This window comes from Ktedonobacteraceae bacterium, assembly GCA_035653615.1.
In the GTDB taxonomy this organism is placed as follows: domain Bacteria; phylum Chloroflexota; class Ktedonobacteria; order Ktedonobacterales; family Ktedonobacteraceae; genus DASRBN01.
The window spans coordinates 202,931-227,962 of sequence record DASRBN010000015.1; the positions used below are offsets into that span (position 1 = coordinate 202,931).

Annotated in this window: 22 protein-coding genes; 7 read left to right on the forward strand and 15 right to left on the reverse strand. The window is 54.6% G+C overall.

What is annotated here, in order from left to right; all coding sequences use genetic code 11:
* Positions 1-104: 104 nt before the first annotated feature.
* The gene (locus VFA09_08465; protein ID HZU67297.1) at positions 105-1,283 is read right to left on the reverse strand and encodes an FAD-dependent oxidoreductase; all 1,179 of its coding nucleotides are present in this window, start codon (positions 1,281-1,283) and stop codon (positions 105-107) included.
* Positions 1,284-1,753: 470 nt separating this feature from the next.
* Between VFA09_08465 and VFA09_08470 the strand changes: the two genes are divergently transcribed.
* The gene (locus tag VFA09_08470) at positions 1,754-2,005 is read left to right on the forward strand and encodes a hypothetical protein (protein ID HZU67298.1); all 252 of its coding nucleotides are present in this window, start codon (positions 1,754-1,756) and stop codon (positions 2,003-2,005) included.
* Positions 2,006-2,023: 18 nt separating this feature from the next.
* Positions 2,024-3,289, forward strand: a complete 1,266-nt coding sequence (locus VFA09_08475) for a radical SAM protein (protein ID HZU67299.1) — start codon at positions 2,024-2,026, stop codon at positions 3,287-3,289.
* A 47-nt stretch (positions 3,290-3,336) separates the two neighbouring features.
* On the opposite strand, the gene VFA09_08480 is transcribed toward VFA09_08475, so the two are convergent.
* From VFA09_08480 to ispE, 8 genes are all read right to left on the reverse strand, one after another.
* Entirely contained in the window at positions 3,337-4,206 is an 870-nt protein-coding gene (locus tag VFA09_08480) for a DUF1186 domain-containing protein (GenBank protein ID HZU67300.1), read from the reverse strand.
* Positions 4,207-4,217: 11 nt separating this feature from the next.
* Complete coding sequence (rfaE1, locus tag VFA09_08485; protein HZU67301.1) at positions 4,218-5,192, reverse strand: D-glycero-beta-D-manno-heptose-7-phosphate kinase; 975 nt, start codon at positions 5,190-5,192, stop codon at positions 4,218-4,220.
* 29 nt (positions 5,193-5,221) lie between these two features.
* Entirely contained in the window at positions 5,222-6,400 is a 1,179-nt protein-coding gene (locus VFA09_08490; GenBank protein HZU67302.1) for a glycosyltransferase family 9 protein, read from the reverse strand.
* A 202-nt stretch (positions 6,401-6,602) separates the two neighbouring features.
* Positions 6,603-7,982: a lipopolysaccharide heptosyltransferase II gene (gene waaF, locus VFA09_08495; protein ID HZU67303.1), complete on the reverse strand. Its 1,380-nt coding sequence runs from the start codon at positions 7,980-7,982 to the stop codon at positions 6,603-6,605.
* Entirely contained in the window at positions 7,961-9,187 is a 1,227-nt protein-coding gene (locus VFA09_08500; GenBank protein HZU67304.1) for a glycosyltransferase family 9 protein, read from the reverse strand. The genes waaF (VFA09_08495) and VFA09_08500 overlap by 22 nt, the downstream gene beginning before the upstream one ends.
* Entirely contained in the window at positions 9,184-10,377 is a 1,194-nt protein-coding gene (gene waaF, locus VFA09_08505) for a lipopolysaccharide heptosyltransferase II (GenBank protein ID HZU67305.1), read from the reverse strand. The genes VFA09_08500 and waaF (VFA09_08505) overlap by 4 nt, the downstream gene beginning before the upstream one ends.
* A gap of 97 nt (positions 10,378-10,474) precedes the next feature.
* Positions 10,475-10,633, reverse strand: a complete 159-nt coding sequence (locus VFA09_08510; GenBank protein HZU67306.1) for a DUF5679 domain-containing protein — start codon at positions 10,631-10,633, stop codon at positions 10,475-10,477.
* A gap of 30 nt (positions 10,634-10,663) precedes the next feature.
* A complete protein-coding gene (ispE, locus tag VFA09_08515; GenBank protein ID HZU67307.1) occupies positions 10,664-11,581 on the reverse strand; it encodes a 4-(cytidine 5'-diphospho)-2-C-methyl-D-erythritol kinase in 918 nt (305 codons plus the stop codon).
* A 199-nt stretch (positions 11,582-11,780) separates the two neighbouring features.
* Here ispE and VFA09_08520 point away from each other — a divergent pair, with 199 nt between their 5' ends.
* Complete coding sequence (locus VFA09_08520) at positions 11,781-12,734, forward strand: hypothetical protein (GenBank protein HZU67308.1); 954 nt, start codon at positions 11,781-11,783, stop codon at positions 12,732-12,734.
* A 67-nt stretch (positions 12,735-12,801) separates the two neighbouring features.
* On the opposite strand, the gene VFA09_08525 is transcribed toward VFA09_08520, so the two are convergent.
* Complete coding sequence (locus VFA09_08525) at positions 12,802-13,590, reverse strand: hypothetical protein (GenBank protein HZU67309.1); 789 nt, start codon at positions 13,588-13,590, stop codon at positions 12,802-12,804.
* 421 nt (positions 13,591-14,011) lie between these two features.
* Here VFA09_08525 and VFA09_08530 point away from each other — a divergent pair, with 421 nt between their 5' ends.
* Both VFA09_08530 and VFA09_08535 read left to right on the forward strand, forming a co-directional pair.
* Positions 14,012-14,905 carry a tyrosine-type recombinase/integrase gene (locus tag VFA09_08530; GenBank protein ID HZU67310.1) on the forward strand — a complete coding sequence of 298 codons (894 nt, stop codon included), beginning with the start codon at positions 14,012-14,014 and terminating at the stop codon, positions 14,903-14,905.
* Positions 14,906-14,951: 46 nt separating this feature from the next.
* Positions 14,952-15,803, forward strand: coding sequence for a purine-nucleoside phosphorylase (locus tag VFA09_08535; protein HZU67311.1), 852 nt, complete (start codon positions 14,952-14,954; stop codon positions 15,801-15,803).
* Here the strand turns inward: VFA09_08535 and VFA09_08540 are convergent.
* Positions 15,781-16,458, reverse strand: coding sequence for a hypothetical protein (locus VFA09_08540; GenBank protein HZU67312.1), 678 nt, complete (start codon positions 16,456-16,458; stop codon positions 15,781-15,783). The two genes, VFA09_08535 and VFA09_08540, sit on opposite strands and share 23 nt — an antisense overlap.
* A gap of 463 nt (positions 16,459-16,921) precedes the next feature.
* Here VFA09_08540 and VFA09_08545 point away from each other — a divergent pair, with 463 nt between their 5' ends.
* The gene (locus tag VFA09_08545; GenBank protein HZU67313.1) at positions 16,922-17,749 is read left to right on the forward strand and encodes an alpha/beta hydrolase; all 828 of its coding nucleotides are present in this window, start codon (positions 16,922-16,924) and stop codon (positions 17,747-17,749) included.
* A gap of 54 nt (positions 17,750-17,803) precedes the next feature.
* Here the strand turns inward: VFA09_08545 and VFA09_08550 are convergent, their stop codons facing one another.
* The 4 genes from VFA09_08550 to VFA09_08565 form a co-directional block, all read right to left on the reverse strand.
* Complete coding sequence (locus tag VFA09_08550; GenBank protein ID HZU67314.1) at positions 17,804-18,574, reverse strand: HD-GYP domain-containing protein; 771 nt, start codon at positions 18,572-18,574, stop codon at positions 17,804-17,806.
* 138 nt (positions 18,575-18,712) lie between these two features.
* Positions 18,713-21,697, reverse strand: coding sequence for an FHA domain-containing protein (locus VFA09_08555; protein HZU67315.1), 2,985 nt, complete (start codon positions 21,695-21,697; stop codon positions 18,713-18,715).
* A 187-nt stretch (positions 21,698-21,884) separates the two neighbouring features.
* Positions 21,885-22,469, reverse strand: a complete 585-nt coding sequence (locus VFA09_08560) for a hypothetical protein (GenBank protein ID HZU67316.1) — start codon at positions 22,467-22,469, stop codon at positions 21,885-21,887.
* A gap of 15 nt (positions 22,470-22,484) precedes the next feature.
* Positions 22,485-23,702 carry a hypothetical protein gene (locus VFA09_08565; GenBank protein ID HZU67317.1) on the reverse strand — a complete coding sequence of 406 codons (1,218 nt, stop codon included), beginning with the start codon at positions 23,700-23,702 and terminating at the stop codon, positions 22,485-22,487.
* 142 nt (positions 23,703-23,844) lie between these two features.
* Here VFA09_08565 and VFA09_08570 point away from each other — a divergent pair, with 142 nt between their 5' ends.
* Positions 23,845-24,732 (forward strand): WD40 repeat domain-containing protein, encoded by an 888-nt coding sequence (locus VFA09_08570; protein ID HZU67318.1) that lies wholly within the window; start codon positions 23,845-23,847, stop codon positions 24,730-24,732.
* Positions 24,733-25,032 lie beyond the last annotated feature (300 nt).

The following is a 25,032-nucleotide window of genomic DNA, read 5'->3' on the forward strand; positions in this document are numbered from 1 at the left end:
CTCCAGGGGTATGCACTCGCTAGCTGGATCCGTCCCTGTGTGGTTTCCCTCCGCAGGATAGCACTCGCTTGCCCTTACGGAAAGAAGTGTCAGGGAGATAACTCCTACGCCCCAGCCGCAATTGCCTCAACGAAGGAAGCCCTTTCTCGCGACGCGAACCGTCCCAACCGGAACTTCTCCAACGGCACCTCCGGCTCCCTGTCGCGTACCATGCTGGCAAGCAGTTCGCCGAGCAGGATGCCGAACTTGAAGGCGTGGCCCGACATGCCGGTGGCGAAGATGATGCGCGGCTCTCCAGGCACGCGATCAAGGATGAAGTTCTCGTCGGGCGTCACATCGTACATGCACGAATCGACGCATGCGAGCCTGGCGTGTCGCAGATCGGGCAGCAGTTTGCACAACTTATCGGTGATCTGAGCAATCACCTGCTCATCCGGCGGCGAGATTTCGTCTGGATGCACGGTTTTGCCAAAATTGTGCGAAGATGCTTTGATCCAGCCGTTGCAGCCCTCGTGAATTGGGAATCCATAGAGGTCGTCGACGATGAAGGCCGGGAATGTACCTGCGCTATAGAGCGGTAATGGTTCAATGGAAAAAAAGAGCAGGTACTGGCGCGTTATTCGTACAGGAAGGCGCAGGTGTGGCAGTAACCTATGCACCCAGCCGCCCGTTGCCAGCACAACGCGATCCGCCGCCAGTTCATCTCCCGAATCGAGTTTGAGACGAACAGGTCGATATTCTCCCTCGCTCCACAGTTGATTGACGCGGCAGCATTCGCGGACTTCTCCTCCTAGATCAAGAACCAGCTCTTTCAATGTGCGCAAACATGTTGAGGCGTGCAGGATACCCGCCTCGCGGTTGTAGGTAAATATATCGTGACCTCGCGTTGAGAATTGTGGGAAGCGCCGCCGGCATTGAGTCTCGGAAAGAAGCTCGGTTGGCAATCCCATTGCTCGCAGGATAACATAGCTGGGGTATGTGCAATTATCGGCTACAGTTCCCATCGAAAGCAAACCCGCCGGCGTATACAACGTGCGCTCCGCCTTCGCCTGCAGCGTTTTCCATCTTTGCAAACTCAGGCCCACCATCTCCGAATAAAAGGCGTCCAGGCCATACTCAAAGCGCAGCAGCCGCGAGAACCCGTGCGAACTGCATCGCGGATGATCGACGGCCTCCTGTTCCAGCACGGTAACATGCCGCATCCCCTGGGATAAGAGGGCATATGCCGTCGAAAGGCCGATAATTCCCGCTCCCACAATCAGTATGCGTTGCTGAAAATCCATGTTTCCCCCTTCTCAATGACAAGATTGCTTACACTTACGTGAGTATAACAGAAAGTACATTTAAAGTCAATATTTACATTTAAAACTGTTCGGTAGGAAATAGACTGAAAGATGTAATATATTACACTATATTTTGTTAGCACACTGTAATGCCTTTGTTTGTCTTTCTGTCAGGAAAAGGTATGGCAAAAGATGAGCCAAAGTAATAATTTTGGTCATCACCGAATAAGCATTGTGATATGAAAATGTTTTGTTCGTTCTCGTACTTGCGGGAGTTTACATACCCGCGTGCAAAAAAAGGAAAGAGGTAGACTTATGTGGTAAAATGTCTCTTATACAGGTAATATGGCTTTCGATCAGTGGGGAAAATTATCGTCTGCGCGTTCTCTTAAAGTAGCTGGATTTCAGGTCGAAAGGATAAGAAATTGTACAGGTTTAAAGGCTTTGATAGCGCCCAATGTGGTGATAGTATGTCTGCCCTCGAAGCCATGATCAATGCCTGGATGGAGGAGGAGCGTCCTCGCATTCGACATGTGTGTCAAACCATGCGCGGTGAACACATCCTGCTCAGTTTTGTATATGAAGAGACGCGCGAATTGGAGCAGCGCGTTGCGACACAGACGCAGGCCGCGACATTATCCCGCTTTTACGATGATGACTATATTGTTGAAGAACGGCCCACCGGCTCCCATATTCCGGCGACCCCGCCGCCTATGCATTAAGTATATGTAAGGATAAGCATGACTATTCCATATCTCATCTATTGTACTCCTGATGGAGAGGTACGCGAGGAGCCGCGCCTGCGTGCTCTTGCTTTCGGCGATCAACCCCTGGAGGCGAGCGATCTCATTCCTTTGCCAGACGGCGTGACGCTCTCGATGATGCCCGACCGCCTGGCCGTTGGCTTGAAGCGCTCGGGCGAGCGTCAAATTGTCGCGCAATCGCGCGGCTGGGCTGCCGCTGCCCTGCTGCCCATTGGCTACACGCGCACCCTCTTGCCGGCATACGAAAAAGTGCCAGATACCGCTCCCCTGCCTTTCTTTGGCTACAGCGCCGTCGCCGGAATGCATGGCCGGTTGTACGTAGCAGCCATGCGCACCGATGATCCGCGCAAATGGCATCCGCGCGCTTTCAACAAACGTGCGTTGACGCGCCTGGTGGCCGAGAAGAGGGCCGCTCATCCCCATAATCGGATCATCGAGCAGCATGCCCATTGCGCCCTCGACTACTCCTGTCCCACCGCCAGCAACCTGTTCTTTGGGCGTTGGGAAATGGCCATCGCCGTCTCACCCGGCTGCAATGCCCGCTGCATCGGCTGCATCTCCAAACAGGAAGAGGAAGACCTGATTTCACCGCAGGACCGCCTGACCTTTATTCCTGGCGTTGAAGAGATCGTAGAGGTAGCCGTGCCGCACCTGGAGCAGGCGGAAGATGCCATCGTCAGCTTCGGTCAGGGTTGCGAGGGCGAGCCGTTATTGCAGTGGCGGCGTATCGAGCAGGCCATTCGTGCCATGCGCGCCAAAACCGCTAAGGGCGTAATTAATATCAATACCAATGCCAGCAATCCGCGCTGGCTGCAGCGCCTCTACGACGCGGGCCTTGATACCATCCGCGCCAGCACCATCTCCGGTCATCCCGAAACCTACAACGCCTATTATCGCCCCTTGGGATACACGTTCGAGGATGTAAAAGAATCTTTGAAACGCGCGCGCGACGCTGGCGTATATAGTTCCATTAACCTGCTGTGCTTCCCCGGCATGATCGACCGCGAGCGCGAGGTAGAGGCACTGCTCGCATTTGTGAAGGAGACCGGCTTGCGGCTGATCCAGCTGCGCAACCTCAATATCGACCCCGAAGTGCTGCTGCCTCGCATGCCTCCCCTCGACTCGATGGGCAAGGCGCTGGGAATGCGCGCTCTGATAGAGATTCTTCGCCGCGAAGCTCCCGAAGTTGAGATAGGAAATTTTACCCGGCCCGTGAAGAGAAATTTGATTGCACAGCGATGAAGAACAAGCCCGCGGGCTTGTTCTTCATCGCTGTGCAATCAAGAAAATTATTTCTTCCTTCTATTTTTCTTGCGTGATTGTTTGGCCATCTTGCTTTTATTCTTCTGACTGGCCTTGCTTTTATGCGATGCATGCGCCCTGGCCGGTGCCGTAATAGGTTCAGTAACACTCTCCGCGGCCCCGTTCTCGTCACCTTTGTGTTCCAGAGCAGACGAAATAGTATCTCTCAGAGTGGGCACTTTAGCCAAAGACACTTCTGGCCACGGTTCGCGTTCTTTCAGGCCAAAATCTACCAGCACATCATCCAGGCCTATGAAACCTTCTTCGACCGCATCCGCATTATATGCGCGTTCGATGAGGGGAAGCGTTTCTACGGCTTTCAGCTGTGCAAGATCGCTGATGAGGAGTGCGTTGAGTTCAGGGTCTTCCTCGTCAAACAGTTCAAGCTGCTTGGAGATCGCCGATATCACTTCTGGACGCGCCTCTGGATGCATTTGGGCGATCTCTACCAATCCGTTTGAAGCTGAACTGCGCGAGTAGAGTTCTTTGGATTGATCGCTAAGATGTCTTGTGAGAGCAGGAATTGCGCCAGGGCCAATCATCCCGTAAGTTTTAGGCAATTCTTCTAGAATCCAGTCGTTATCATCAATTTTGTCAAACAGGGTCAGCAGCGGTTCGGCGGCTGCTTCGGCATGTAACTGTCCTAGCGCGCGAAATGCATGGACGGGAGCAAAGAATTCTTCGACAGGCGTATCTTCTGTCATTAACGATGAATCGGTCGCCATGCGGATGAGTTCCGGGATATCTTCTGGTCCTAGACCAAGCGCGAGATAATCGGGCCATTCTGTCGATGTCTCGTCTTCTAATGACCCGTATGTGAGTAGTTTATCAACCGGTGATGTGTACGTTGTAGCCATATTCATCTCCTCTAATTACTGAGTCCTTCAAATCCTGCCCAAAGTTCCTCCAGGCTTACGGAAGCTGTGCCCACCTTGCCGACCACAATGCCCGCGGCATAATTAGCCAGTCTCGCGGCGGTCTCCAGATCCATGTGCAGGGCGAGCGATAAAGCAAGGACGGCGACGACCGTATCGCCCGCGCCGGTCACATCGTAGATGATACGCGCCTCGGCAGGTATATGCAGGACAGGACTATCGCGCCGGAAGAGCGACATGCCCCTGGCTCCTTGCGTGATCAGCAGGGCGCCATCGCGAATTTCTCCCAGTAAGCGATCTGCCACTTCCTCCAGGGTGAGTTGTTCTTCTTCCATTTCTACCGCTAAGTGCGCTTCCGCCAGGTTCGGTGTAACCACTGTAGCTCCTTGATAGCGCGCGTAGCGGTGACCCTTGGGATCGACAATTACAGGAATCCCGGCCTGCTTGCACAGCTTGATGACCGAGCGAATCAACTTTTCGGTCAGCGTGCCCTTGGCATAGTCCGAAAGCACGCAGGCATGCAGGCCGGGCAGCTGTTCCTGTATGTAGTCAAGAATATGTTCCTCGGCCCCGGCAGGTATGGGCCGCCTCTCCTCGCGGTCGGCGCGCAAGAGTTGCTTACCCTCGGCGATGATGCGTGTCTTGATGGTCGTCGGTCGATCCTGGCATGGATAGAGATAAGGAGTGATATTGGGCATCAGCGCAAGTATTTCAGCGATCTGCGCCGCCTGAGCATCTGTCCCCACGACTCCCACCAGCGATACCCTGCTGCCCAGGGCAGCCAGGTTAGCTGCCACATTACCCGCGCCTCCCAGGGCATGGCTTTGACGTTCGACCGCGACAACGGGTACCGGAGCCTCCGGCGACATGCGATGGACATTGCCCCATAAATATTCGTCCAACATAACGTCGCCAACAACCAGAATACTACGACCAGTAACCGCCTCCATTAACTCATCAACACGCATACACACCTCTTAATACAAAAGTAATATCATCATGATGTCTTGCTTCCCTCGGTTTTACTCGCCGCATCCCTCAACAAACGGCGGGCCGCGACTGCCACCGGATCAACGCCCAGCATTGCCAGGCAGTCGCGCGTCATACAGCCCTCCGGCGTGCCAAGATCATGGCCGCGATAGAAACAGGGCATGCACGGCAGGTCCAGCCTCACGACTACCGCCTGTTGTTTTGACCCGTCGGCTACATATGGTCCCCATGCCTTCCAGTTCGAAAGGCCGAAGATAGCCACGGTAGGTGTACACATAGCCGTGGCCAGGTGCATCAGGCCCGCGTCGTTGCCCACAAAAAGATCGGCCTGCCCTAATATCGCCGCCGCGACCTTGATACTCCCCTTCCCCGCGAAATTGCGCACCGGCATGCCTGAACGCATCATACCCATAATGCGCTCATTCAACTCGGCTTCCTCTGGCCCGCCCATCAAAAGCAACTGCCCACCGGTATCGTGAAAGAGCGTATCGGCCAGTTGCGCGAATTTCTCCGGCGCCCAGCGACGCGCCGTGCTGTAGCCACCGCTGCCCGCGTGCATGGCGATGATCGGGCGCGGCACGCTACCAGGTGCCTCATCTCCATACACGAGTTTCCATGCCTGCTCGTATTCAGACTCGCCGAGTGGCACCACCAGCCGTTTATCGCTGATGGTTGCGCCCACGGCCTTTGCCACCGCGAGATTGTAATCAGCCTCGTGCATCGCTCCAAAGCCGTTGTCCTTGACGCGCACATTGAGAAACCAGCCGTGCCCGTTATCCAGTCCCACGCGCCATTTTGCTCCCGTTGCCCGCATCAGCAGTTGATGCTTCAGGCGTCCGAAAGGCAGTGTAAGGTGGTGGAGCAGGAGAACAGCATCGTAATGACCCGCGCGCAATTGCTCCCATAGTGGCCGCAGGCGCAGCAGATCGCGTGGGTTCTTCACTATCTGCCAGCCATAGTCATAGAGGTACTTGTCGAGTACGATTACATGATCGATTACATCCCAGTCATCGAGCAGTCCAGCGGAACTCGGCGTCACCAGCAGATCGATGGTCGCGCGCGGATAGGTTTCACGCAGCGCGCGCAACGCGGGTGTAGCCAGCAACAGATCACCGATCGTTGCCAGTTTCACCACGAGAATACGCGCATTTTCTGGAAGCGCAACCGGTTGGAATTTGTTTCGCATAGTTTGCATCAATCTATCGGCTGCCACTAAAAACCGATTCGGACATGTCATTCTGAGCCCTACGAGTGGCGTGCATGACGATCAGGTGGATGCGGCTGCCACTAAAAACCGATTCGGACATGTCATTCTGAGCGCAGCGAAGAATCTCTGGTCAGCCCCTGATCGATCTGGCCCCTTTCAGATTCTTCCCCGCTCGCTGCGCTCAGGGCTTCGGCATTTTTCGCTCAGCATGACATGCGAGAGGGCCTTTTTCTTGCCCTGCTACCAGGTTTTCTGAATATTGCCGTTTTCCTGCCTGGATCTTTTCCCGTGCCATAGCAAGCACCGTCGATGGTAAGATATTTTTCATGCATTGCGTCGTATAGAACGGGCAATCGGCAGGGTCTTTTGCATTATAACATGGACTGCACCAGATATGGCTGCGTAAGGTCGTTGCGCCAGGACTGACTGGCCCATACCGCGACGGATTCGTTGGCCCAAAAAAGGCGATGAGCGGCGCATCCACTGCTTCTGCCATATGCATGGGGCCGCTGTCGCCACTGATAACGAGGTCCGCCCTCTGCAAAAGCGCCGTAAGTTGAGGCAGGCTGGTTTTACCCGCGAGATTGATAGCTCGCTCCCGCGCGCGCCGCAAAACGCTCTCGATGATGGGGAGATCGCCGGGAGCGCCTGTCAGCACAACCTGCGCGTGATTCTCGCGTACCAGGCGATCAATCAATGTTGCCCAATACGGAATGGGCCAGCGTTTGGACTGCCCGTTATTCGAACCCACGTGGCAAACAACTACCGGCTCGCCCGGCGAAACACCGGCAACATGCAGCATTTGCACGACCTCCTGCCGCGACTGTTCATCCACATAAAGATGAGGGATGCGGTCTTCAGGAGTGAGCGCTACCCCGGCTACTCTGGCCAGTTCGAGGCAGTAATCGACTTCGTGCTTCTGATCAAGTGGTTCATACTGCTGCCGGCGCGCAGGAATGCCTCGCGGCACGGGATCGGTCATAAAACCCGGATAGCCCTCCTGCCGGTAACCAGCGCGGCGACTTGACCCGCTCAGCGCGGCCAGTACTGCCGCCCATTGCCCGTAGACGCTGATGGCCAGGTCGTAATGGCGCGAGCGCAGGCGGCGCAAGAGGTTACGCGCCTCGCGCCAGTTTTTCAACCGCGCCAGGGCCTGGGGACGACGCCAGATGTTGGGGTCGTAGGTGATGATCTGGCTCAGGTTGGGATCGTGCAGGGCTACTCTGGCGCTGGCAGGCGTGGCGAGCAGATCAATTTCTGCATCTGGATACGCGCGCTTCAACGCCTGCACCAGCGGCAGCGTGAGGACAAGGTCGCCGATCAGATCGAGCCGTATCACCAGGATACGCCTGGGATGAAACGTTGCGGGTGCCAGCGGTGGTTGTCGCTTGCCCAGCCTTCCCAGCCATAACATGCTCCCGGCAAGGCTCAACGCCAGGTAGATGCATTTAACCAGCAGGCTTCTGGCCGTCTTGATGCTATTCTTCCGCAATTTTCGCCGCGAATCCGGCGGAAACGGGTAGCCATAAGTATCCAGGTCTACTTGCTCTTTTGATGACATATGTTATATAACTTTTCAGCTGCGGCCAGCACCTGTTGCTCGCTGATGAGCCGGACACAGGGATGAGCCGGTAATTCTGATGAAGAAAATTCCAGGCGCCCGCAGGGAATAGCCGGGCAGTCTGGGCAGCGCGCCGTAGATGCCAGCACGATATGCTTTTCCGCCGCGCCCCAGGGGCCAAAGATGCGATAATCAGTTGGCCCGAAGAGTTCCACGGTCGGCGTCCCCTGAGCCACCGCGATATGCGCCGGACCGTTATCGACGGCCAGCAACATCTGTGCCCGGCCCAGGAGCGCCGCCAGCTGGCCCACCGTCGCGTCCGTTACTATTATAGCAGGTGAGGCCATTTTTCTCGCAATCTCTTCAAGCATCGCCCGCTCGTTCTTGCTGCCCGTCAGTAGTATATGTACCGGCTTCGGCCACTGCGGTGAGTTCACAAGCGCGTCCGCACAGCTGGCCCATGCCTCATTACGCCATAACTTGACGGGCGCTCCGGTTCCCGGATGAATGATAACGAAAGGCGTTTCCGTGTCAATGCCCTCGCTGCTCAGTCGTTTTATCGCCCAGCGCTGCTCCTCCCCGGTAGGAATAAACTCTGACGGGTATCTTTCTGGCGAAAAGGGTTCTTCCAGCGGTGGATAGCCCATTACCTCAAGGGCGGCGCTGGCCAGTCGAAGGTTGGAGACGGTGGCATGCTCAGGCGAGTGAAACGGCAGCGTCTTTGTCAGGAATGGTTTGCCAGGCTCAAGCGCGTAGCCGACGCGATGCGGGATGCGCGCGAGGTACATCAAAGCGGCGCCCCACCAGAAATCGGGGCGCAGGTTAACTGCCACATCGTACTGCCCGCGCCGCAGTTGCTTCGCGGTTGTCCATAACAGGACATATGGGGCTAATGCTCGTTGCGGAGCGCGTTGAAAGCCGGGAAATGGACAGGTGAGCAGGTGATCGATATCAGGATGACGAGCAACTATTTCGCTTGACCACGGCCCAACCATCATAGTAATCTGCGCGTTGGGCGCGTGCTGCTTCAAGGCGTGCAGCACCGGCGTGGTCAATACCATATCACCCAGGTGATCCGGGCGTATCAACAGGATGCGCGGCGCAGCCGAAAGAGGTTTTCTAGCCTGCTTCGGGGCTGCCCATGCGCCGGGCGCACCCAGCAGGCGTACCAGCAACAACATAACTCTGCGGAGCAGGCGTTTCAAGGCGCGACCTCTTTGCTTTGAATGCTGGAAATGATCTGCCGCGCCGCCTGCCACACTTCGTCAAGCGTCACCGACTCAATGCAGCGGCATCCCTCAGCGGTCTGCATCTTGCCCATGAAGAAACACGGTTGTGCCGACGCGGGATGCCATAAAGAGACATGCAAGGGATCATTTGGCGGGTAAGGTCCGTACTCTTCTGGGCTGGTAGGCCCGAAAATGGCAATCACCGGAATGCCAACCGCAGCCGCCAGGTGCATGGGGCTGCTATCGTTGCCGATGAAGAGCGCGCAACGTTCCAACTGGGCCGCCAGTTCTCCGAAGCTGGTTTTGCCCGCGATATTTTTAACGCTGCCCTCCGGCGCATCGAGACCTTCCAACAGCGACGCATTCAGCGCTGCGTCGTCCGGTCCGCCGATCAGCAGTACTTCGACATCCAGTTCTCGCACCAGCCGCCTTGCCAGTTCCCGGTAGCGATCCAGGGGCCAGCGCTTGGCCGTCAATTCCATGCCCGGATTGCTGCCACCGCCCGGCAACAGTGCCACCTGCATATGAGAAGAGCGTAAAGCAGCCTGCCTTTCCTCTGCCGCAGGTTCAAACCGCATACGAGGCTCACGAACAGGTAGCCCGATAGCTCTTGCGAGGTTCAAGTAGATTTCGGCCTCGTGTTGTAGCTTGTCTGGCGAACTGGAAACTGGTACCCGCGTAGTGAGCGAAAAGCCGCGTCCGAGGCTATCAGGCCCGACGCGACGTGGTATGCCGGCCAGCCAGGGCAGCAGCGTCATCATGGGAGAGCGGTCAAGGACAAAGGCGAGATCGAAATGATAGCTGCGCAGCCTGCGTGCCAGTTTCATATAGTCAGACAAACGGTAGCGTCCAGGAATGCCGGTGCTGCCGCAGTCGATAACAGCGCTCACTGCCGGGTGATGTTCGGGCACTACCTTCGACCACGAGCCTGCTACATAGGTAATTCTTGCGTCCGGGTAAGCGGAGTGGATAACGTCCAGCAGGGGAGTTGTCATCAACAGATCGCCCAGGCAACATGGTTTAATTACCACAATACTCTGCGGCCCGCGGCGGGTGCGTGGACGAAAGAACAGGGATATGCCATTCAGCAGCGCAAAAGGGATGCGTAATATAAGACAAAGTGCAGTAATGATGCGCTGGCGCAGCGTTTTCTCCCTTTCGATCAAGTCGCGATCATTTTTTGAGGGATATTATCTCTCGCTTCTAGTTTCTCGCTTGCTGCCCGTGGGCAGCAAGCGAGAAACTAGAAGCGAGAGATAATACTTATGCCTTCTTTTCGGAGCCGAGGATCGTATTGATCGTCGTACCGCAAACGGAACACTGCCCTTTGAGGGCCGGCTTGCCATTCTTCATGGTCACCTTCTGCGGGTCTTTCATCTCCCGCTTTGTTTTGCATTTCACGCAATAGTACAAATCTGCCATAGTAAAGTTGCCTCCTTATAATCGCTCAGGTTAACAAATCCATACATTCCCGGCGTCGGGATGTATTGCACGCGACAGATACACATCATATCCCCTGGCCTGCATATCTTCCTGCACCTGCCTGGCGCGAGAAAGTTCAGCGAATGGCGCAAACAGCGTCGGCCCGCTTCCAGAAAGCCGTACAAGTCGAGCTCCTGCATCCAACAGGTCCTCTCTGGCCCTGGCAACCTCTGGATATTTCTCCAGTACGCTCCGTTCCAGGCCATTGTACAGGTCTTCCGGGCGTGGCGTACTCCTGGCATCGAAGGCTGCGCAAACAGCGCCGGTGTGAGAGCCGTCTGTATAGTCGCTAGCAGGTAAGCCGCGAAAAACTGCCGCCGTTGACACGCTGATCGCCGGTTTAACCAGCAGCAGCCAGCGCATTGTGGGTGGCCAGTAAGGGGCAAGCGGTGTTACACGTTCGCCGCGCCCCTCGCAAAGCGCAAGCCCGCCTGTTAGAAAGAACGGCACATCCGAACCCAGTTCCGCCGCCATATCCAGCAGCTCTGATGAGGATAGCGGTAATTGCAACCACTGCTGCAAGGCAAGCAAGATAGCAGCCGCATCACTACTTCCCCCACCCAGCCCGGCTGCCACAGGAATGCGCTTGTACAGCTCGATGCCAATTCCCTGCTCCAGGGCAAAGTACTCGCGTACTAACCGCGCGGCGCGAACAGCCAGGTTTTTATCGTTGCTCAATTCGGGTGTTGTACAGATCAAGCTGATACCGTCATCAGCGGTAGTTACCAGGCAGAGGGTATCATAGAGATCAACAGTCTGCATCACTGTTGCCAGGTCATGATAGCCGTCGGCCCGGCGGCCCAAAATATCAAGCGTCAGATTGATCTTGGCATACGCCCGGACGAAACAAACGCTGCCAGAGGTTCGTGCTTGCTGTGCGTGACTCATGCGTGCATTGTGCATAGAAATCAGAAACTTGTCAAGCATGAGGGCGGAATGGCCTATAAAATTCCTGATTACCAATTACCTATAGTACGCGAGTCAATACCGAAACTATGTTATACTTGAGCATATAGAAGGTGAATGTATTTACCTTTTTGTCCTATGTTGTTTATTAGTGCGTATCTCTGGTAGTTTAGCAGGTCACATGGATATAACGGTCGCATATTTTCATCCGTTGTTGCACGCAGCTAGTGTGAAACAGGATTTTGAGCAAATTCGCGCCGCCGGGGCGAGCAGCATTCTTTATGCCATACACGAACAGGAGGAGCAGCGCTTCCAGCGCGATATAGAGCGTGGTCTGCGGCAGGCGCAGGACGCAGGTTTGAAGGTACATGTAAGCCCCGGTCGCCATGGCAATCTATTCGCCGGCCCCTTATTTGTTCCCAGCTGGTATACATTTCGTCATCCACAATCGCGTGTAATGGACCGTCATGGGCGTTATCACGATATCTCCTGCTTCAATCACCAGTCTTTTCGCTCCTGGCTTTTCAAGGAGATCGAGCATTACCTCACCTCCTATCCGATCAACGGTATTGTGATCGATGAGCCGCGCGGCCTCGAAGTGACCTGTTTTTGCTCCGTTTGCCGGGCGCTCTGCCCCGACGTGACCGATATCCAGCGTTTTCGCAGGCGCTCCATGGTCGAGTTCCTGGGTGAGTTATGCTCCTGCGTCAAGCGCGTTGATAGCAACATCAAAACAACCGTCGTTCTGCTGCCACAGGATATGTCGCTGATCGAAGATTTTGCCACCATTCCAGACCTGGATACAATCGGCTCTCACCTGTTCTGGAATTTACTAAACGAAGATGTAATGAGCGTTGAGCAATGGAGCAACGAGGTCGTCAATATCGCTCGCAGGCAAGGCAAACGCAGCCAGCTCTGGCTACAGAACTTCAACCTGGACGAAGAAAGCCAGCAAGACCTCGGCACGGCTTTCACCCAGATTCTGAGCTCCGAACCCGATGAACTCGGCTGCTATTACTTCTGGCGCAATAATGCTAACCCCATTTCGGTCTGGCAGGAGACAAAAAAATACCTGCATCGCATCCCACGCCGCCAGCTCTACTGGCACGTAAGTTCGGCTGCCAAGCAAGAATAAAACGTATCACATAAATCAGCTTCCAGCGTGGTGTGCTGGAAGCTGATTTATGTGATACGTTTTTCTTTTATCCTCTCCCAGGCATATTTGAGGACTCTTTCTCGTCCTCGTGTACCTTTTCAAGCACTTCGCGTAGCGACTGAATTTGCCGGCTCATCTCTGCTTCACTATCACCGGCCGTTAAGATCACCGCCTGCACGCCTAACGTCGTGAGGGCGAAGGCATCATCTTCGCCGGTATTCTCGCTCACCTTGAGCAGTGCAGGGAAGCGTACCGCCTCGCGTACCGCGCGATAGCGCAGCATATCCTCGATGGTCATCGTGCCGACCTCGTCTGACAGCCCGAAATTCAGTAAAACTGCCGCGATATTGTCAAATGCGGTCAAGTTGCGAATAAAGACCGGATACATATCTCCTTCGCGCATAGGCACGGAGACAGCCAGTTCCAGGTCCTTTATTTTCAGTGCCAACAAACGCGCCGGAGCCTGCAACGGAATTATCACGAAGCTCAGGCCCAGTTCCTTGAAGTGCTCGATATCTTTGCGCTCCAGCTTGTTCCAGCCACCGGTGATCTCCAGGCCGCAGATGAGATTTTCGTTACCGGTTTGAGCGGCCTCTATCGTTTTTTGTAGCACCTCAAGCGCGCTCGTATTCCCCTTGCCATCCCAGCTGAAGAGCAGACCATCCGCTCCAGCTTTAACGGCTGCTTCCGCCGTTCCTGCGTCGAAATTGTTCAAGGCCACAATCAGTGCCGCGGCGCGTGGCTTCACCATCGATTTATTCTTGCCGACAAATCCTATCCCGCCGCTGCTTTGCGCCCGGCGTACCTGCGTAAACAGGTCCTGTAATTTTCCCATGCTTTTTTGTTACTCCTTATTTATTCAATGACGGAGATCATCGCTCGAATCTACCGTTCCCAAGTCATTCTAAGCCCCGTTCCCAAGTCATTGATTTCCCAAGTCATTCTGGTTTCCCACGTCATTCGTAATTTCCCATGTCATTCTGAGCGAAGCGAAGAATCTGCGTGCGAGGCAGAACAGAATGGTACTTTATTATAGCACTTCTGGGACAAATCTGACTTGTCCCTGCCTCTTCCTACTTGCCCTCCATCGCCTCATCGCTTATAATGGCTATGGCCGTAATTATAGTCATTTCCTGTAAGTGGCATTGTCATCAGACAATGAAGCCAGGGCAATCAGGGTGGTTGCCCTGAAGGTAGAATCGTCCAACCGGGCATCTCTCCATGAGTGATCGGTAATAAATAAACGGAAGTGTTCTATGTTAGAAGATGTCGTTGATGAGTATATTGCCTCGCTTTCTGTGAGGGAACAGGGGCGAGATGGCACCAATCATAACACAATCATAGCTTATCGCAATGATCTGAACCAGGTTTGCCTCTATCTCAGACGACAGAAGGTGGAAAACTGGCAGCAGGTCACGCGCGAGCATATTGCAGCGTATCTGCTCGAAATGCGCGAGGGCCAGGCCTATCGTCCAACCACCATAGCCCGTAAGCTTGCCGCCTTGAAAACCTTCTTCCGCTATATGCGCAGCAGCGGCCTGATTGCCGCCGATCCTATCGAAAGTCTTGAGGCTCCGCGCATACAGAAGGAGCCGCCGCACGTCTTGAGCGCGGAGCAGCTTGCCAGCCTCTTCCGGCAGTTGGAAGTCGAGACTCCCGCGGGGAAGCGCGATTTCGCCATGCTGCACATGCTCTATGCTACCGGTATGCGTGTCGGCGAGCTTGTATCCTTGAACCTGGATGATTTCGATGCCGCGAAAGCCACGATTGTTTGCCCAGGTCGCAATGGCCGCGTCCGGCGTGAGCGGGTCTTGCCGCTTTCCGCCGTTGCCGTGGAGGCCACAAAGCAGTATCTCGAAATGGCGCGTCCAGGCCTCATGGCCCGCCATCCTGAAGAGCAGGCGCTGTTCGTCAACCATCATGGCGAGCGTCTGACGCGGCAGGGTTTCTGGCTGATCATCAAAGGCTACGCGCGGCAGGCAGGCATCACCACGATCACCCCGCACATGCTGCGGCACTCGTTCGCCATTTTGATGCTCCAGGGTGGCATGGAACTGCGCTCTGTGCAGGAACTGCTTGGTCATGCTCATATTTCTACCACCTCGATCTATACGCAGCTCGCCCGCGAAAGCATGGCCACAGGCGTTTGACGGCGGTGGCCGCTATTCATACACCTGCTATTGAGGAAGCAAAGCTATGGAACTCTATGAGCAAATAAGAGAAGCAGCGGCAGCTATTCAACTACGCGCATCCCTGCAGCCTGACGTAGCACTTATCCTTGGCTCCGGCCTGGGAGATCTGGCCGCGGATGTAAGCCACGCCACTGCCATCCCCTATGAAGAGATTCCGCATTTCGCCCGTTCGACCGCTCCCGGTCACTCGGGCCGCCTGCTGCTGGGAACCCTAGAGAACGTCCCGGTCGTAGTCATGCAGGGGCGCTTTCACCTCTATGAAGGCTATACGCCGCAAACACTGACTCTCCCCGTGCGCGTTATGCGCATGCTTGGCGCGCATACACTGGTCGTGACGAACGCGGCGGGCGGTGTCAATCCTGCCTATGCCGCCGGTGATTTCATGCTCATACGCGATCACATCAATTTTCCGGGTCTGGCAGGCATGAATCCACTTATAGGGCCGAACGATGAGCGTCTCGGCCAGCGTTTTCCACCATTGGCCAGAGCCTATGACGCGGGCTTACGTGCATTGGCGCAGAAGGTAGCCGCCGCACAGCCGGAAATCACGCTGCACGAAGGGATTTATGCTATGGTTGCTGGCCCTGGCTTTGAGACCGGCGCGGAACTACGTTTCCTGCGCGCCATCGGCGTGGATGCAGTAGGAATGTCAACCGCGCCCGAAGTCGTCGTCGCCCGTCATATGGCGATGCGCGTCCTGGGGATCAGCCTCATTACCAACAAGGCGACCGGCGACGATATAGAAGAGATCACACATGAAGGCGTGTTGGGCATCGCGGATGCCGCGCGTGCTAAATTTGCGCAGCTCGTGCTGGGAATTTTGCGGGGATTGGCTAATCTTCCTTCGGGACAATAATGCTGATCCAGACCCAATTATAGTGGATTCCGCTCCAATCTGCCAGGATAACCAGGTAGTACTGGCCGTGCTCAACCGAATTGTTCATGCTGTAATTCCATGTTACCTGTCCGGCAGCATTTGTGTCCTGTACCTGTGAAGAATTACCACTAAAGCTCAGCGCTCCTACAATTTCTCCAGGAAGTGGTTGTGAAAGCGTCCCCACCGATTTAAGCCTCTTATAGTTATTCATCTTCAGATTGTCATTAACGTTGCTATCTTTCGTCAGCCAGATTTTACATGTAATGCCGGCAACATGGATAGGAGGGCCGGCCTTCTGATCTCTGGTTTCGCTTACCACCTGGATAGAGATCCTGTACGTAGTAGCTCCATCTGCTTTTTCCGTACCTGGAGGTTCCTGGATAATCTGCGGCCAGTAGATGGGCGAGGGATGAATTGTTTTTGTGCTGCCCGGCGTCTGCGTCTTTTGCGGTGTGACTTGCCCCGTATGAGAACCCGAATTGCCCGTCGTCGTTCCTATCTTCGGATGAATAAATGCGCCGGCAGCGAAACCGCTGATTAGTCCCGCGAATGCAAAGAGAATCACGGCTAAAACGGCAATCGCGCGCGTTTGCGAACGAACATTATTTGGACTACGGTCGGCTATAGATTGCATTGGTGAAAACGATCCTCTTGTCAAATTCTTATACATGCCTGTACCTCAGCATATCACAAATATGTTCCTTTGTCTGCTAAAATAAACGCAGCATAGCCACTTTTGGCCGCTATCTCCCCATAGCGCGATGTATCTGGCCCTACCCCTGTGCTCCATGTTCGCGGGTAGGGGCCGATTTACCAGCCCGCGTGCCAATTACCAGAATATTTTATCAAACTGCATCATCGCGCCCTGCCGGGGGAATCGCTCCACCAGAGATGATCTATCATGTTAAACTCTCAAGTGCTTTTAGAGGCTCCTTTACCATTCTTCTCTATCGCATCGAGCAGGCATATTGGGCCTGGATAGGGCGCCTGCATACTCAAATGTAAGTATCTCGATGCGGCCTTACCCTCCAGTTGGGCATTGGTGTTGTACAGTAGAGATGTGATCCAGAAAAAAGCAAATGATGGAGGGAACTTCTATGCCTGAAGCGACATTGCATGACGGGAGTACTATCGAGATCGAAATTCATGGTGCAGGACCGGCTCTATTGCTGCCGGTCAATCCACAGCCGGTGACCGGGCCCCTGGCGGAGCAAATGCGGCAATATGGCGCTGATCCAGCTCTGGGCCAATCGTTGATCGATGGGCTGAGAGATGTCTTTCGCGTGGTAGCCTTCGACTATGAAGGACAATGTCTTCGCATACCGAAACCGGACACGCTGACACCGGCCAATATTGCGAGCGATCTGCTTGCGGTGGCCGATGCTGCAAGGGTGGACCGTTTCGCCTACTATGGCTACTCCTGGCTGGCGATGATTGGCCTTCAACTCGCCATCCGTACCGGCCGCCTCTCGGCGCTCATCATGGGTGGCTTCCCGCCGCTGAATGGCCCATACGAGGAGATGCTGCGGGTCACTACTGCTACCTATGAGATGGCCGCTGGTGCGCGACCAATGCCGCCGGCAGGTGAATCTGAATGGTCTGAGATGACTCTCACAAGAGATCAGACGCGCCAATTTGTAACCCTGTACCAGGCATTGCGGGGGTTCGACGACCGGGCGGCCCAGGCCCGGCTCGCCTGTCCTCGCCTCTGTTTTGTTGGTTCGAAGGACGAGATCCAGTATCCCCAAAGCTGGGAGAACGTCTATGTGAGCTTAGCCGATCCAATTGTACAGGGACAGGCAGAACTCCATGATCTTGGCTGGGATGTGCAGGTACTTGATGGGCTTGATCACATCCAGGCAATGCAGGCAAAATATGTCGTGCCAATGCTACGTTCGTGGTTGATAGCCCGGCTCCGGCCATAACCTGTTTGCCGTCCGGGACAGGGACGACCCACTGTCCCTACAGGACGGTGCCAATCACAGCGCGTATGCCGGTTGCGTGCGGAAGAACTTCGATTGCATGCCACGGCAAAAGAGGTCGGTCAGGGTGGGATCGAATTGCGTTCCGGCGCATCTACGCAGTTCGGCCAGCGCCTGTTCCTCTGTGCGCCTGGCCGAATAGGGGCGAGAGGCGGTCATCGCATCAAATGCATCGGCAATGCTAATAATGCGCGCCCCTGGTGGAATAGCCTTACCCTGCAATCCGGTGGGATATCCATGACCGTCCCAGCGCTCGTGGTGGTGATAGACCAGCGCTACTACCTCTTTCGAAGCTCCTATTTGCCTGAGCAGCATCGCGCCATATGCAGGATGCTGCTTCATTTGCTCGAACTCCTTCTGGGTGAGCGACGATGTTTTCTGGAGTATTGCATCATCGATGAGCATTTTACCAAGATCGTGAAATAATGCGGCCTGTTCGATGATCCTCACTTCGGATTCGGTCAGCGCCAGTTTTTGCGACAGGTGACGAGCAAGTTGTTGCACGCGACGCGAGTGCTGGTAGAGGGACGCATCCTTTTCTTGTAACAACTGCAGCAGGGGATTCTGCGCTTCACTCGGAATAACATGCCCCGGAGATGTCATTCCAAGTGAAGCGCAGAATCCCTGGAACGCATCAACTTGCTTCTGCAGACTGGCGTTGCTATAGAAGTATAAATCCGTTCTGCCAGGAGAGCCTGCTGCTTTATCCGGGACGGCAGGCGAGGAAAATCCTCTATCGAGGGGAATCAAGGTCTGTACAGCGTTCATACTCCATCTTCTTCCCTGTGCGGCCTATTCAAGAATGTATGGTAGGCTTCTTTCTTATCAAGAAGCCTACCATACATTCTTGAATTCAAGCTTTGAACAGGCTGAGAAGTTTATAAGAAAGCAAGCGGATGCAAGCAGCTACCCGCGCACATCTTTGCGTTTAAGAAAGTAAGCTGTCACTATGCCGAGTACGAGGATGGAAACGACCAGCGCCAACCAGGTGATCAGCAGGTAGTGCGTATTGTGCTGATAGGTGTCGCAAGTCGCGCATGTGCCGAATATTTTATCGCCGTTGCCGGTCAGGTTCATCGTGGACCCTAACGACGCCAGGGACCAGCGCAGCGAAAACACTGCCCCAATCGTTTGCAACGGAATATCTTTCAACGGAAAAATGGCCCCAGAAAAGATCACCTGCGGGAGCAAGAGCAATGGAATGAAGCTCATGGCCTGGTCGTTGTTGCGTACCAGGGCCGAGATGGTCAACCCGAGCATTTGCCCCGCCAGAGCTGTCAGGGCGAGCGTGATATACACTTCCCACATGGCCGGCAGGATGATTCCAGCGTAAAACTGCGCCGCCAGGCTCATCAGAAGCAGTAACACGGCGCATTGCACCAGGCAAAGCACGCCCAGCACGATGATTTTCGACAGCAGGTAGGGCAGAATGCCGAGATTTACTGTACGCTCGCGCTGGTAGATGTGTAGCTCTTTGATGATCTCCCGTGCCGAATTGATGGTGCCGAACATGATAGCCGCAAAAGCCAGAATGAACAGGAAATGCTGCGCGTCTCCTTGCAGTAAAAAAGGAATGGGCTGCTTGAATACCGTCCTCTCGTTCAATACAAGCACGAGGATAAACAGGATGAAGCCTATCACGGGCGCTTGCAAGAGCAGGATGGACAAGTTCCATTTATCATTCCATAGCAGTTCCAGGTAGCGCTGGCAGAGCAGAAGAAATTGTCTCCAGAAGCTGCCGCGCCTGGGCGCTTTTTGCTGCCGCTGCCCTTTTTGCGCATACTGTTTTGGATGTGCAAATTGCTTTGGCCGCGCAACTTCTTCCCCTTCGCTTCGTTCAGAGCTTCGGCTCCTGCGCTCAGAATGATATGTCGGAGCCATGTCATTCTGAGCGGAGCGAAGAATCTGCGTGGATTTCAACCGTGACGCGATATAAGTCTGGTATGCGGCAGACCTGCGGAAGCGCTCCTCGGCTTCTTGTGGGATGTTGGGATGTTCGTCGGTTGGCTCCAGGCAATTGTATATTTCGGCAAAATCTGGCTGCTGGAAATAGGCTTTTGCCTCTTCCGGTGGGCCAAAGTAGGCCAGGCGACCACCTTGCGCCAGGAAACAAACGGCATCACAAATGTTGATGTTGTTTGTGGCGTGTGTGACGAGGAGAACCGTGTGCCCTTTATCGGCCAGTTTGCGTAGAAGCACCATCATTTTGCGATCCAGGCCGGGATCAAGCCCCGACGTGGGTTCATCGAGGAAAAAGACGCTCGGATTGGCCAGCAGTTCGAGGGCGATAGAGACCCGCTTGCGCTGGCCGCCGGAGAGTTTTTTGATCAGCAGCTTGCGGCGATGCGTCATTTCTACATCCTCAAGCACTTCGTCAATGCGCTGCTCGATCTGGGCGCGTGTAAAATCCGGCGGAAGGCGTAACTTTGCCGCATAATAGAGCGCTCTTTCCACCGTCAAATCGCGGTGAATGATATCTTCCTGTGGTACATAGCCCAGTTGCGAGCGGAAGGCGGAGAGATGCGTATAATAATTCTGCCCGTTATAGAAGACTGAACCTTGCTGGGCGGGCCGCAAACCGCTCAAGGCGTCCAGCAGTGTCGATTTGCCGGCCCCGGAACTGCCCACCAGCGCGACAAAGGAGCGCGGCGGAATACTCAGCGAGATACCATCCAGCAATACAACCTGGTTATTTCCTACCTTCCGCAGTTCTAAGGCGTCTATACCGATGCTTCCACTTTCATCATACTGCCGCAGCTCGTCTCCGGTATACGTGAGCCTGAACGGCCCGATACGGATTTCATCGTCCACCTTCAGTAAGACACTGGTTACGCGCATGCCATTCACATATGTATGGTTACTGCTGTTCAGGTCAGAGAGACGATGCGTTCCTGCTTCTAACGTCAGACGGGCATGGTGCGCCGAGACCTGCGGATGGTTCAACACGATATCGTTATCCTGCTGGCGACCGAGCGAGATGGAGGCTGTATGGAGCGGTATGGGTGAAATCAATGGCGAGATTACTTGAGGTGACCCTGTGCCGTCGTTATAGGTCAAGGTCACGACGCTGCCATTGTCATCAGCGATGCGAAACACGTCGCCGCGCGCCAGTGTCTTACGAAATGTCTTGTTGCCGCGAATCTTACGTCCCTGGTACATCAGGCCTGTGCGCGTTTGTTGCCTGTCTGGATGTGGATGGATGAGCACCCATGCATTATTCTCATGCACGATTTGCATGTGAAAATCGGAGATAATCGGATCATCGATAACGATGTCGTTTGTCTCCTTACGCCCAATGTTGATGACTTCCTGATCCAGCGGGAAAACCCGCCTGTGCCCGGAAGTATTGTCCATCACCTCTATTGAAGGTATACCAAGCCTTGAGTAGGCGGCGATTTCCGTCTGCGCTGGCAAGTCCGGCGCTTTTGCCTCAAACTGTGGTACGCTTTCCGGCAAAGCCACAGGCCGCATGTGCAGTGTGTCTTCCTCTTTTCCAGAAGCGGATACAGCTTCTTGAGACTGGCCCGGAGGATTGGCATTTGCCGCCAGCGCAAAAAGGTATACGCTGTCTTGCCCCAGTTCGATTCTAGAGTTATGTACAAGGGTCGCCTTCTCTATGCTTTGTCCATCGACGATCAGCGGGCGGGTCTGGGAGAGTTTTTCAATGCTCCAAGTGCCGTTGTCGAAGGTAATGCGGGCATGGTATCTTGAGACTTTTTCGTCGAGAATAATAATATCATTGCTTGTATGGCGGCCAATAGTAGTAATTGGTTTTGTAATTTCAAATGTTTTGCCCATCAGAGGCCCACTGACAAAAGTGATAGAGACCTGTAGGGATAATGGCTTGTCCCTGTCCTCGTGCGCTGCTTGTAAATTTGCATTTATGAACATAGGTTATTGCTCTCCTTGATACTCAACGTTAGCCGAATGGCATGGCGAACTTGTTATGCAAAGTATGCAATAATCCAGGTTTGGAGATAAGATCTTTTGCTAGTCTTTTGCTAGTCTGCTTACCGTCTCAGAATTGAAATTGTTCTCTAATACGATGTGCAAGAGACCATTTTTCATGGCAAGGCTATTATTTTCCACGCGATTGAGCAGAGTACGTGCTTTGCTCAATCGACCCGGGTTTCTTCCGACTTGCGCGATCTAGCAGGTTGCGGCGATAGCGCCCCTGGCGCCAGAGCCACCATAGAAAGATGGCCAGGGGAATCAGGCCGATGAGCCAGCCGAGCCACGCAGGCATATCAAACGGAACCCGGGCAGTGATAGGAAGCGAGGCGGAAGCAGGTCCCAGTGGGCCGTTGAATTCGAAGGTGAGACGCCAGTTGCCGCGTACAGAAAGGCTCAAAATTCCTACAAGTGTGCCGGGATGACCCGCCAGCGCATTCAGGCTCGCATGCGCCGGAATAGCGTCGGTGCCGTTTTCAGGCTCGGCAATGACGCGACCGGTCAGCGCCAGGTCGTTCTGAGAGACAACTGTGATAGTGAAAGCTTGCCCGACGTAGGGTGGATTCTGCGAGAATGTGACCTGTACCAGATATGGACCGGCTTGCAAAGGTTGCCCTTGTATGAATTGCCTGCCATTTGCCGCGAGCGCCGTCCCTGAGTTGAGCATGAGCGCCAATAAGATAACTACACCATATATGCCAATTCTATGCATGCAATCTTCCTCTGCTTAACGCCTGTTCCATTGCCAGATGTCCCCGAAAAATGCTCCCAGGAAAGCTCCCAGCAGTCCTGAGACTATCGCGACCGGCAATTCGAGCAGGACATTGGACCAGTCTGGCTGCAAAACCTGAGATTCCTCGTATGGTAGCCCCAGGGTCATCAGGACTTGTACGAGGAAAGGTGGAACCAGCGCGGCCAGTATCCCGATCAATATACCCGGTGACCAGATGCCTTGCAGGAGACGAGGTATGGTTTTGCCGGGCCGTCGCAAGAGCGCCAGTCCATCTATAACGAGAGCCGTCACCAGGAAGATGCATGGTACCAGCGCAATGGTCAGATTGAAAACAGGGCTAGCATTGTAGCGGTAAACATAGCCAGTACGAGGCACAACGAGATCGAGCGCAGCGGGTACGCCGGCCTGGGTCGCTATCGACTCAATCCATACCATGAGAGCCGTGAGTGTTGCCGCGCCGGTTTTACCGGTCAGGCGCTGGACGCTGAGCAGGCAACCCGCACCTGCCAGGGCAAGTGGAATGGCATAGGTTGGAATCTGCACGGAACCGCCGGTAATGGGCACGAACGTCGTGAGAGCCGGCAGGATGAATTCCATCACCGCCGAGAGAGCAATCATAGCCCCTATTTCTAGTGGAAGCAGTCCGAGGAAACGGTGGGCAGGACATCTGGATGCTCGTTCGATGGCGGCTTCGGACGCAAAGAGGTAGATCAGCCCCAATCCGGCAATGAAGCCTCCAATAGTGCCCATCACATGGAAAGGCGACCACAGTGTCAGGTCGATGCCGTAAAGTTCGTGCCAGTAATTGTCGAAAGGAGCGGCCACCAGGTCGGTGAGCGCGCCGAAGCCCAGCAGGACAAAGCCCAATGGAGCGTGGAAAATACCAAAGATGCTGATGGTCGATTCGTCATCGACGCCTGGTTTGCCCTGATAGTAACGCAGGGTATCGAGCAGCACAACCAGTAGTGTGACGAATCCCGCCCCGGCCATCCCGCTATAAAGGGTGATATGCGGTGGTATCCAGAACTGGTCGCGACCAACGAGATCATGCCAGCGCCTATCCCAGGCAAGACCAAATTCGGCCTGGAGGAGCAAATACAGGATGAGCCACGCCGCTACCTGACGTAATCTACGTTCACCGCTATTTGATTCTGGAACAATTCTCGTCTGCCGGATTGCGCCTGCGTCTGTATGCCTGACTGACCGTTCCATGACCCACTTATACTTTTACAATCGCATTGCCGTACACTTTTCACTAATGAGCATAACATATTGGTAACAAACTTGCATATATCAATCCTGATAAGCTGGTGATTCCTCAGAAGGTGGGCAGAGATGCTTCGCGGCGCTCAGCATGACATGCAGCTACGGCCATACTAATTACGTGCGCTCAATAGCATTCAGCCCAGACGGCAATACACTTGCCAGCGGCAGTGAAGATGAAACGATACGCCTCTGGCATCCTTATACAGGTCATTATCTGCGCGTTCTGCGTGGACACACCCATCTTGTGCGCTCAGTCGCATTTCACCCGGATAGTACACTGCTCGCGAGCGGGAGCCATGATCAGACCATTCGTCTCTGGCAGGTGAGCGATGGCCAATGTCTTCGTGTGCTGCCAGGACACGGGGGATTGATCTGGGCGGTTGCCTTTAACTTTGACGGTAGCCTGATTGCCAGTGCTAACGATGATACGACCGTGCGTCTCTGGGATACCAGAAGCGGTGAATGCCTTCAGGTGCTCAAGGGGCACACACACCGCGTATGGGCGGTTGCTTTCAGTCCCAACAAAAATGTCCTGGCCAGTTGTGGCGATGATTCGACGATACGTCTTTGGGATGCAGGTTCTGGAAAAAATGTTAGCACGTTGCGCGGTCACACAAGCTGGGTCAGAACAGTGGCAATCAGTCCCGATGGTGGGCTCGTCGCCAGTGGAAGCCATGATCAAACCATTCGGCTCTGGAAGACGCAGACTGGGCAATGCCTGGCAGTTTTGCATGGGCATAGCAATTGCCTCTGTTCTGTAGCTTTTCGCCCTGATGGAAGGACAATCGTCAGTGGTAGCGATGATGGAACGATGAAACTCTGGGATGTAGAGACAGGAACATGCATCAAGACATTGCAGGGTCTTCGTCCCTACGAAGGGATGAACATAACCGGTGTAAAGGGACTCACAGCGGCTCAAAAAGAAGGACTCAAAGCTCTGGGTGCGATTGAATACGAGGAACAGCTAGCCGGTTAGCCATCTTTCTCAAAAAAAAGAGACCGGTCGCTGTCCTGGGGGAAGCACGACCGGTGAACCCAGATTAAGGGGTGTGTGGGGGAAGTCCTGGGTACTGAATACCGCCCATCGCGCTCCAGCGAGGATGGCTCAAGTGCAGAAGCCTGGTAGTCATCCTACCCTGCTCGCCCTTTCGCGAGGCTGCATTTGAGCCATCCTGCCTCTTCGCGACTTCTTGTACACTCTCTATTTAAGAGAACGCGACTGCTCTTATTTTTCGGGGAAATTTTGCGGAATTGTTATCCCCTCTTCTGGTTCTTC